The 9,551-nt window shown below is 47.9% G+C and carries 8 protein-coding genes and 1 rRNA gene; all 9 read right to left on the bottom strand.

What is annotated here, in order from left to right; translation table 11 throughout:
* Window positions 1–173: 173 nt before the first annotated feature.
* Window positions 174–920, bottom strand: a complete 747-nt coding sequence (gene pssA / locus FJQ58_RS00100) for a CDP-diacylglycerol--serine O-phosphatidyltransferase (protein ID WP_139990450.1) — start codon at window positions 918–920, stop codon at window positions 174–176.
* 88 nt (window positions 921–1,008) lie between these two features.
* The gene (gene disA / locus FJQ58_RS00095) at window positions 1,009–2,085 is read right to left on the bottom strand and encodes a DNA integrity scanning diadenylate cyclase DisA (protein WP_139990449.1); all 1,077 of its coding nucleotides are present in this window, start codon (window positions 2,083–2,085) and stop codon (window positions 1,009–1,011) included.
* A gap of 11 nt (window positions 2,086–2,096) precedes the next feature.
* The gene (radA, locus tag FJQ58_RS00090; protein WP_139990448.1) at window positions 2,097–3,464 is read right to left on the bottom strand and encodes a DNA repair protein RadA; all 1,368 of its coding nucleotides are present in this window, start codon (window positions 3,462–3,464) and stop codon (window positions 2,097–2,099) included.
* 359 nt (window positions 3,465–3,823) lie between these two features.
* Window positions 3,824–4,162: an antibiotic biosynthesis monooxygenase gene (locus FJQ58_RS00085; protein ID WP_139990447.1), complete on the bottom strand. Its 339-nt coding sequence runs from the start codon at window positions 4,160–4,162 to the stop codon at window positions 3,824–3,826.
* 131 nt (window positions 4,163–4,293) lie between these two features.
* Entirely contained in the window at window positions 4,294–6,753 is a 2,460-nt protein-coding gene (gene clpC, locus FJQ58_RS00080; RefSeq protein WP_139990446.1) for an ATP-dependent protease ATP-binding subunit ClpC, read from the bottom strand.
* Entirely contained in the window at window positions 6,750–7,835 is a 1,086-nt protein-coding gene (locus tag FJQ58_RS00075) for a protein-arginine kinase McsB (protein ID WP_139990445.1), read from the bottom strand. The genes clpC and FJQ58_RS00075 overlap by 4 nt, the downstream gene beginning before the upstream one ends.
* Before the next feature lie 28 nt (window positions 7,836–7,863).
* Window positions 7,864–8,388: a protein-arginine kinase activator protein McsA gene (locus FJQ58_RS00070; RefSeq protein ID WP_139990444.1), complete on the bottom strand. Its 525-nt coding sequence runs from the start codon at window positions 8,386–8,388 to the stop codon at window positions 7,864–7,866.
* A gap of 37 nt (window positions 8,389–8,425) precedes the next feature.
* Entirely contained in the window at window positions 8,426–8,887 is a 462-nt protein-coding gene (locus tag FJQ58_RS00065; protein WP_139990443.1) for a CtsR family transcriptional regulator, read from the bottom strand.
* Window positions 8,888–9,272: 385 nt separating this feature from the next.
* Window positions 9,273–9,389 (bottom strand): 5S ribosomal RNA (gene rrf / locus FJQ58_RS00060).
* Between the last annotated feature and the right edge of the window lie 162 nt (window positions 9,390–9,551).

Raw genomic sequence — 9,551 nt, 5'->3', positions numbered from 1 at the left:
TGTCGTATAACTGTTATTATGCGACTTCCCGCTTGCATTTATTATAATAGTTCTGATTCATATATTGTTTTATTTGTTAATTAATTATCATTTAATGTTATAAACAAAAAAATAGCGTTCCTAAACACAATAATTTGTGATTAGGAACGCTATTTTTTGTTATTTCAACCAACTCACGCCGGCTTCTCCGACTTAACGGAATCGTCCGAAGCTTCTTCCCGTTTCTTCCTTTTACGGTTTCGTTTGGGCAATCGGCGATCAACGTTTTTTTTTAGGCCGTACAGCGCGTAAAGCAGCAGCGGTACAAACACGATTTTGGATAAGTGATTTTTGAATACCAAACCGAGCACAACAGATATAACAATGATGATTGGGACCACCCATACTGCGCTTTTGGGGATGCCAACCTTTTTGAAATTCGGATATTTAATGGTGCTCACCATTAGCAGTGCGAGCACTAGCGTGCTTGTAAGCAGCACGGATACGTAAATGTCATCTTTGAATAGAGCTAATGTTGCGAGTACACCGCCAGCAGCCGGGATCGGCAAGCCGATAAAGTAACCAGGCGCGCTTGAAATCACATTAAAGCGGGCAAGCCGCAATGCGCCGCAGATCGGAAACAATGCCGTAATAATCCAAGCCAGCGCTGGATTAAGATCTTGAAACGCTACAACATACATAATGAATGCAGGCGCTACACCAAACGAAATCACATCAGATAAAGAGTCGAGCTCCTTACCAAATTCACTTTGAACGTTTAGCGCCCGAGCAACGCGTCCGTCTACACCGTCGAGCAGCATGGCGATTAGCACCATCATTGCCGCCGTATCTGGTTTTTCATTAAATACAAGAATGATGGCGATTACTCCTAGGAATAAGTTCCCCACCGTGAGAAGGCTCGGTATCGATTTTACGATCATCTTTTCCACCTCTTCTCTACTATGCCCCAAAAACCTTAACGAATGTACCTTCACGTTACAGGACCACATTCAATCCATTGTATGGGATTTAGATTTGCCTGTCAATGAACATCTGCTCTTGGATGCGTTTGAGCCCTTCCTTTATCGCCCGGGCCCGGACCTCGCCAATGCCTTCCACCTCATCCAATTCCTCGATCGTGGCCATCAGAATATGAGGCAGCCGTCCAAAGCGTTCAATGAGATTATTCATGATAATAAGCGGTAATCTAGGTATTTTGTTCAGCAAGCGATAGCCGCGTGGGGAGACGGATTCATCGTTCATGTTGCTCGTATGAGGGTACCCGATCAAACGGATGATCGGCGGAGCATCCAGCAGCTCATCCGAGCTCAGCTTCTTAAGGCCTGCCCGTATTTCCCGAATTTTCTCATCGGAATTTTCTTTGGCATAATCCTTAAGCAAGTACCAAGCGTCCTCTTCTACGCCGCCCACCAGTTCATCCATTTGCATGCTGATCAGGCGCCCTTCGGTGCCAAGCTCATTGACATAACGTTTAATCTCCATTTTAATGCGCAATACCATTTCAACACGCTGAATGACATGCGCAACCTCTTGCAGCGTGACAAGCTCCTCGAACTCGAGAGCCGACAAGTTGGTAAAGGACTGACTAAGTACCGCTTTATATTTCTCGAGCGTTTGGATCGCCTGATTCGCCTTCGTTAAAATAACGCCCATATCCTTTAGCGAATACCGAAGGTTCCCCTGGTACAGGGTAATAATATTTCGGCGCTGCGAGATGGATACGACAAGCTTGCCTGTTTGCTTGGCAACGCGTTCAGCCGTACGGTGCCGAATACCCGTTTCGATCGATGGAATAGAGCTATTCGGTATAAGCTGCGTATTGGCATAGAGGATACGGCGCATATCCTCACTCAAAATAATAGCGCCATCCATCTTGGCAAGCTCATACAAATAGTTCGGTGAAAAGTCGCAATTAATGGAGAAACCTCCATCCACAACCTCCATGACTTCAGGACTATAGCCGACAACAAGCAAAGCCCCCGTTTTGGCCCGAAGCACATTCTCAAGTCCATCACGAAAAGGGGTACCTGGTGCGACTAATTGCAACAATTGGTTCATGATTTCAAGCTGAGTAGGTTCTTTCATCGTCTGCCCCCCTATCCAAGCGCTGCCTTAAGTGCTTCTGACACTGTGCTTACGCCAATAATTTCGATGCCAGCGGGCGGCTTCCAGCCCTTTAAGCTCTTCTCTGGCATAATCACTCGTTTAAATCCAAGCTTCTCCGCTTCTTTCACCCGTTGCTCGGCACGAGATACTGCTCTAACTTCGCCCGTGAGCCCAACCTCGCCAAAAATAACGTCATAAGGCTTCGTCGGCGCATCGCGAAAGCTGGAGGCGATACTAACCGCAGCGGCAAGATCCACAGCCGGCTCGTCAAGCTTCACGCCGCCTGCCACATTCAAGTACGCATCCTGTGTTTGCAAAAACATTCCATTCCGCTTCTCCAATACCGCAATGATAAGAGCCATCCGGTTATGGTCAATGCCGGTAGACATCCTGCGCGGAGATGGGAAATTAGTCGTCGCAACGAGCGCTTGCAATTCTACAAGCACAGGCCTTGTGCCTTCCATGCTCGCCACAACGGTCGAGCCGGACACGCCGAGTGGGCGCTCAGACAAGAATAGCTCGGAAGGATTTGATACCTCTCTAAGGCCATCCTCGCCCATCTCGAATATGCCGATCTCATTCGTCGAACCAAACCGGTTCTTTACTGCCCTCAAAATACGGTACGTATGATGACGTTCCCCTTCAAAATAAAGAACACAATCCACCATATGCTCAAGCAATCGCGGCCCTGCAATAGCGCCTTCCTTCGTTACATGGCCGACTAGCACCGTAGCAATCCCTTTAATCTTGGCTACCCGCATAAAATGCGCTGTACATTCGCGTACTTGAGACACGCTGCCAGGAGCCGATTGCACATTGGGATCGTATACCGTTTGAATGGAATCAATAACAAGGAAATCAGGTTGGACCGATTCTATGGCATCATTAATTTGCTCCATATTGGTCTCGCATAATACATAAAGCGATTCCGTCAGTGCACCGAGCCGGTCAGCTCTGAGCCTTGTTTGACGTACAGATTCCTCTCCTGAAATATAGAGCACCTTGAGTCCTTTCACCGCAAGAGCGTGAGAGGTTTGCAGCAGCAGCGTCGATTTTCCGATGCCTGGATCACCGCCTACAAGAATAAGCGAGCCTGGAACAACGCCTCCACCTAGCACACGGTTAAGCTCCAGCATCCTTGTTTCAATACGAGGCTCTTGCCCACTTTCTATATGTATGATGGACTGCGGCTTTTCTTTCGCATGAAACGAAGACAATCCGACGCCCTTCGTCTTCACAACGGTTTCTTTCTCTTCAACCATCGAGTTCCAAGCATGGCAGCCTGGGCATTTTCCGAGCCACTTTGCCGATTCGGTCCCGCATTCTGTACACACAAACTTTGATTTGATTTTGGCCATTCTATACTCCTTAAACGTTATGGCTAGCCTGAAAATTTGAAGCCATCCCTAGCGGATCTGCTTAAAATGACACTATATAAAGTTTACCATTTTATGAGTCAGGTATAAACCCACATTGTTGATGAATTCGGCAATGTCGGTCGGTTTAATGCTTTGCCCACAGTTAAGCTTGTCCTTTTTAGCAAAATTATATTTTATCCACAGAGTTATTAACAATACATCAACATTATCCACAGGACATCAACATATCCCCACAAGCGCTTTCACCAAATGCACATAAAAAAGGCTCTCTTATCCACAGTGGATAAGAGAGCCTAAATAAAGGCCCTTGCGCCTTCTTCATTTATGAAAAAAACACTCTACCCCGTTTGCCTTGCGACAAGCACACGGTGCGTCGTCAATTGTGAACCGAGCATCACGCATTCCGTTGGTTGTCCGTCAGCGCCTGGCTGCTTGTTGCCGCGATGCGCATGTGCCTGCCTGAAAGAGTCGCTATTGACCCATCCTTCGAAAGCAGCTTTGTTTATCCATGTCGTGCTGACTTTCAATTGATCGTATTCCTGCAGCCCCTCTGTCAGAAGAACTTCCATACGCACAAAGCCCGGAGACTGGTCGATGCCCTTAGAATTTTCAAAACGTTTGGCTACTGTTTCTCCATGTCCCGTTTTCACTTTAATTGTATTTGTAACGACGATCATCGTTTTTCCTCCCATTCGCTGTACCGCTTTATTCTCATTATACGATAATGATTCTCATTGTCAATTGTTGCGAATCATAAAAACAACCCCGCAGCCTTTATTTCTGGTTGCGGGGTTGTTTTATTTTAGCCTTATTTCGCAGTGGATTCTTCTGGTTCCTGCTCCGAGATGGACTTGGTAACCGTTAGACCACCATCTTTTTCATCAATCGTGAACGTATCGCCCTTTTGGATCTTGCCCATAAGCAGATCCTCGGACAACCGGTCCTCAATATGCTTCTGAATCGCACGGCGCAGCGGACGCGCTCCATATTGCGGATCGTAGCCTTCCTTCGCGAGGAACGTTTTCGCCGCTTCCGTCAATATGAAATCGACATCTTGCTCGCGCAGACGCTTGCGAAGCTCATCTGACATTAAAGTAACGATTTGAGCGATATGCTCTTCGCCCAGTGAATGGAACACGATGCTCTCATCAATACGGTTTAGGAACTCTGGACGGAAGCTTTTCTTCAGCTCTGCCAGAACTTTATCCTTCATCTGCAAGAAGTCGCGACCTGCATCCTGTACGGCCGTAAAGCCGAGCGAGGAATTGCGCTTGATTTGATCGGCGCCAACGTTCGACGTCATAATAATCAAGGTATTGCGGAAATCGACAACGCGCCCTTTGGAGTCCGTCAAACGGCCATCCTCTAGCACTTGCAGTAGGATATTGAACACTTCCGGGTGGGCTTTCTCGATCTCATCGAGCAGTACAACCGAGTAAGGCTTACGGCGTACTTTCTCTGTGAGCTGCCCGCCTTCCTCGTAGCCAACATAGCCTGGAGGCGCTCCGACGAGACGGGAAGTCGAATGCTTCTCCATGTATTCCGACATATCAATCCGAATGACGGCATTCTCATCGCCAAACATCGCTTCGGCTAACGCTCTCGCCAGCTCCGTCTTACCGACGCCTGTTGGGCCCAAGAAGATAAACGACCCAATCGGGCGTTTAGGGTCTTTCAGACCGGCACGCGCGCGGCGAATAGCTCTGGATACCGATTTGACAGCATCGTCTTGGCCAATAATGCGGTCATGGAGGATATCCTCCATTTTCAGCAGGCGCTCGGTTTCTTCCTCTGCCAATTTACTAACCGGAATACCCGTCCAGCTTGCAACGACTTGAGCAATATCCTCAGGCGTTACTTCGGAATCCGTGCGGCCTTGCTTTTCTTTCCACTGGTTTTTCGTGATATCCAGCTCTTCGCGAATTTTTTGTTCCGTGTCACGAAGTGCGGCAGCCTTCTCAAACTCTTGGCTTTGAACCGCGGCATCCTTTTCCTTGCGGATATCCTCCAGACGGTTCTCCAGCTGTTTCAAATTCGGCGGTACGGTGTAGGAATGCAAGCGTACCTTAGAGCCAGCTTCGTCGATAAGGTCAATGGCTTTATCCGGCAAGAAACGATCCGGAATATAACGATCTGACAGCTTAACGGCTTGCACAATGGCTTCATCCGTAATTTTCACACGGTGATGGGCTTCATAACGATCACGAAGTCCATACAAAATTTGAATCGCTTCTTCAGGTGATGGCTGGTCTACCGTAATTGGTTGGAAACGACGCTCAAGTGCCGCGTCTTTCTCGATATATTTGCGGTACTCGTCAAGCGTTGTTGCACCGATGCACTGCAGCTCGCCACGAGCAAGCGCTGGCTTCAAAATGTTCGAAGCATCGATCGCGCCTTCTGCTCCGCCTGCTCCAATCAAGGTATGGAGCTCATCAATGAATAGAATGATATTGCCAGCCTGGCGAATCTCATCCATAATTTTTTTCAGTCGGTCCTCGAACTCACCACGGTACTTGGTTCCCGCGACTACAGAGCCCATATCCAGCGTCATTACACGCTTATCGCGCAATGTCTCTGGAATTTCGTTCTCGATAATTTTTTGTGCGAGCCCTTCGGCAATGGCTGTCTTACCAACCCCAGGTTCGCCGATTAGAACTGGATTGTTTTTTGTCCGGCGACTTAGAACTTGGATTACGCGCTCAATTTCTTTGCTCCGTCCAATAACAGGATCCAGATTTCCTTCCTTCGCATAGGCAGTTAGGTCTCTAGCAAGACCATCCAGCGTTGGCGTGCTTACATTGGCTGGAGAGCCATGATTGCTTGACACGGCCTCGCTGCTGCCAAGCAGCTGCAGTACTTGCTGGCGTGCCTTGTTCAGGCTTATTCCAAGGTTGTTCAGCACACGCGCTGCAACGCCTTCTCCTTCGCGAATAAGACCAAGCAGGATATGCTCTGTGCCCACGTACGTATGACCCAGCTTCCTTGCTTCATCCATGGAAAGCTCAATGACTTTCTTCGCGCGCGGCGTATAAGCAATGTTGTTTGGCTGCTCTTGCCCGCGTCCGATTAATGCTTCGACTTCATCTTGAATTTTTTCAAGTCCAAGACCTAGTCCGATAAGCGCTTTGGCCGCAATTCCTTCCCCTTCGCGAATGAGGCCAAGTAAAATATGCTCTGTTCCAATATTGTTATGTCCTAAGCGGACGGCTTCTTCTTGCGCCAATGCCAGCACCTTCTGTGCTCGCTCCGTAAATCTTCCAAACATCATATTGATGCACCCCCATGGCCTTTTTCACCACGCAATTGCTTGCGTATGAGTTCTGCTCTCCTGAAATCCCTCTGCTCCGGACTCATCTTCTCATCGAAGGTTTGCTGCAAAAATCCGGGCTGAGTCATTACCAAAAGCTCATTCAACATTTGTGGCGTTACATTCGTCAATATACCGAGATCTGCACCAAGCCGCACATCCGACAGCCGCTGAGCCGATTCCTTGGAATCCATAATGGAAGCATACGACAAGATGCCATATGACCTCTTCACACGATCCTCAGTTCTAAGCCGCGATTCCTGCATCAGCCGCTTGCGGGCAGCTTTCTCGTGTTCGATAATTTGTCTGGCTACACTATAGAGATTGTCAATAATCTCATTTTCGGACTGTCCCAGCGTTATTTGATTCGACACTTGAAACAAATTCCCTAGCGCTTCGCTGCCTTCGCCGTAAAGCCCTCTTACCGCCAGCCCGACCTGCGTAACCGCTGATAAAATCCGATTGATTTGAGAGGTAAGCACGAGTGCCGGCAAATGCATCATAACCGATGCCCTGATGCCTGTGCCGACATTAGTCGGACATGTCGTTAAATAACCGCGCTTTTCATCAAAAGCATAATCGGCAGCTTCTTCAAAAATATCGTCAATTCCGCTGGCCAACGTCCATGCCTCCTGGATTTGGAAACCCGGATACAGACATTGAATGCGCAAATGATCTTCTTCGTTAATCATGATGCTGACAGATTCATTATCGCTTAAAATAACAGCCCCGCATTGCGATTCATTCGCTAAGTTAGGACTAATTAAATGTTTTTCGACAAGTACCCTTTTATCAAGCTCGCTTAGATCCGATAAGATGATCGTTTCAAAAGAACCCATCGACTGCAGCTTGCCGCTTTGGCTTACTTCGGTCAGTTGATCCATTACATCCTTCGACTGCTGATCTGTGGCAAGCAAGGGAAAGGGCTGATGACGTAAATTTCGGGCAACGCGCACTCTGCTGCTAATGACGATTTCCGATTCCGGGCCGTCATCCTTCATCCATTCACTAAGCGCGTGCTGTGAAAATCGATGCTTAGTCAAGAGTTTGACTCACTCCTTCTATGCCAGCCTACAGGTCTGCAATTTTGCGTTCCAGCTCACGTATTCGATCACGCAGCTCAGCTGCGCTCTCAAAGTCTTCATGCTCTATTTTGGCTTGCAAATCCCGTCTCAGCTGTTCGATTTCACGCTTGCACTGAATTTGTCCGCCTGAACGCTTGGGTATTTTACCGCTGTGTATGGTACTGCTGTGAACCCTTTTGAGAAGGGGATCAAGCTTATCCGCAAACGCCTGATAACAGGAGCTGCAGCCAAAGCGGCCTATCTTGCTGAACTGCGTGTACGTTAAGCCACAATCCTCACAACGCAGCACTGGCTGCTTTGCAGCCCCTCCTACGCCCGAGCTGCCCATATGCTCAAAGTCCAGAAGCCCTGACAATAAACTATGGATAGAGAAGCTGTTAGGTGCGCCTGGTATGCCCTCGCCCTTCTCGCGAGCACAGCTTTCACAAATGTGAAACTCAGTTTTCTCACCGTTAACGATTTTTGTAAAATGAAGCGTTGCTGGCTTTTTACCGCATTCTTGGCAATACAAAAGCCTGATCCCTCCCCTCGGTATACACGGCATCGCTTTATTTGACCAGCAATGAAATCAGCATCGATCTGAGCAGTCTCGCTCTAATTTCATCCCGCAGCGGCAGCTTTAATGCAATCGTATCCCGATGCACCGCTGCCCGAAGCAAATTTCCTTCGCGCTTTGTGATGAGGTTTGCTTCTTCCAGCTGATAAATAAGTCCTTCCGCAGCACCTTGATCCACGCATTCCCCTACCGTTTCCTCGATATGGAATTGAATCGCCTTCAGTGCCGGAAGATCAACCCGTTGTATTCGGATATAGCCTCCGCCGCCGCGCTTGCTTTCAACCATGTATCCTTTCTCCATGGTAAATCGAGTGCTGATAACATAGTTGATTTGCGACGGTACACAAGAAAATTTGTCAGCCAAGTCATTGCGTTGAATTTCCACTGCGCCCTCCGGGCTGTCTTGGAGCATAAGCTTCAAATACTGTTCGATGAGATCGGAAATGTTTCGCAAACCACCAACCTCCCTGAGAAATAACCAATAAAGCCTAAGATGAAACATTTCATTCAATAAGCCTTTTCAGTCAAATTCATTATACACCGAATATTCGGACAACTGACTTTGACTTTCTTTGACTTTGATTTTATTATATGCAATTTTAGAAAAAGGTCAAGTGCTGGAGCAAAATCATTTTATAATAGCTTGGTGCGCTTGAAGCCTGTTTATACATGAGAAAGCTCCGTTAAATAGATAAAAGCTCGTTCCATGCCTTTTGGCATAATGGAACGAGCACGAATTAACGGACGAATTATACCTATTCTGTAGTACCACGCCTATATCCACATTGCATAACAAAAAACCTGCCGCATCACATGCGGCAGGCTNGCAGGCTTCTCGTGCTTGGCGACGTCCTACTCTCCCAAGACCCTGCGGTCTAAGTACCATTGGCGCTGGAGGGCTTAACGGTCGTGTTCGGTATGGGAACGCGTGGTTCCCCTCCGCCATCGCCACCAAACTGGATTTTTCGCTGAATCACCTTCCTAAGTTCCCTCAGAAAAGATTCAACCATCGTCCTTCAAGGTGTTTACGCCCTGAAAACTGGATACGAAAGATCAGGCTTGCTGAAGCCTTGTTGCTGCTGTCTACCGGATGTATGGGTCACAGTAAACGTGTTTAG

This window comes from Paenibacillus paridis (assembly GCF_006345825.1).
Lineage (GTDB): Bacteria > Bacillota > Bacilli > Paenibacillales > Paenibacillaceae > Pristimantibacillus > Pristimantibacillus paridis.
Note: the sequence above shows the minus strand (reverse complement) of the source record. Positions and strands in the feature narration are given on the sequence as shown.

Bases quoted from the DNA above. Each gene is read 5' to 3' on its own strand.
- FJQ58_RS00085 (WP_139990447.1), bottom strand. From the start codon at position 4,162: ATGATCGTCGTTACAAATACAATTAAAGTGAAAACGGGACATGGAGAA.
- radA (WP_139990448.1), bottom strand. From the start codon at position 3,464: ATGGCCAAAATCAAATCAAAGTTTGTGTGTACAGAATGCGGGACCGAA.
- clpC (WP_139990446.1), bottom strand. From the start codon at position 6,753: ATGATGTTTGGAAGATTTACGGAGCGAGCACAGAAGGTGCTGGCATTG.
- pssA (WP_139990450.1), bottom strand. From the start codon at position 920: ATGATCGTAAAATCGATACCGAGCCTTCTCACGGTGGGGAACTTATTC.
- disA (WP_139990449.1), bottom strand. From the start codon at position 2,085: ATGAAAGAACCTACTCAGCTTGAAATCATGAACCAATTGTTGCAATTA.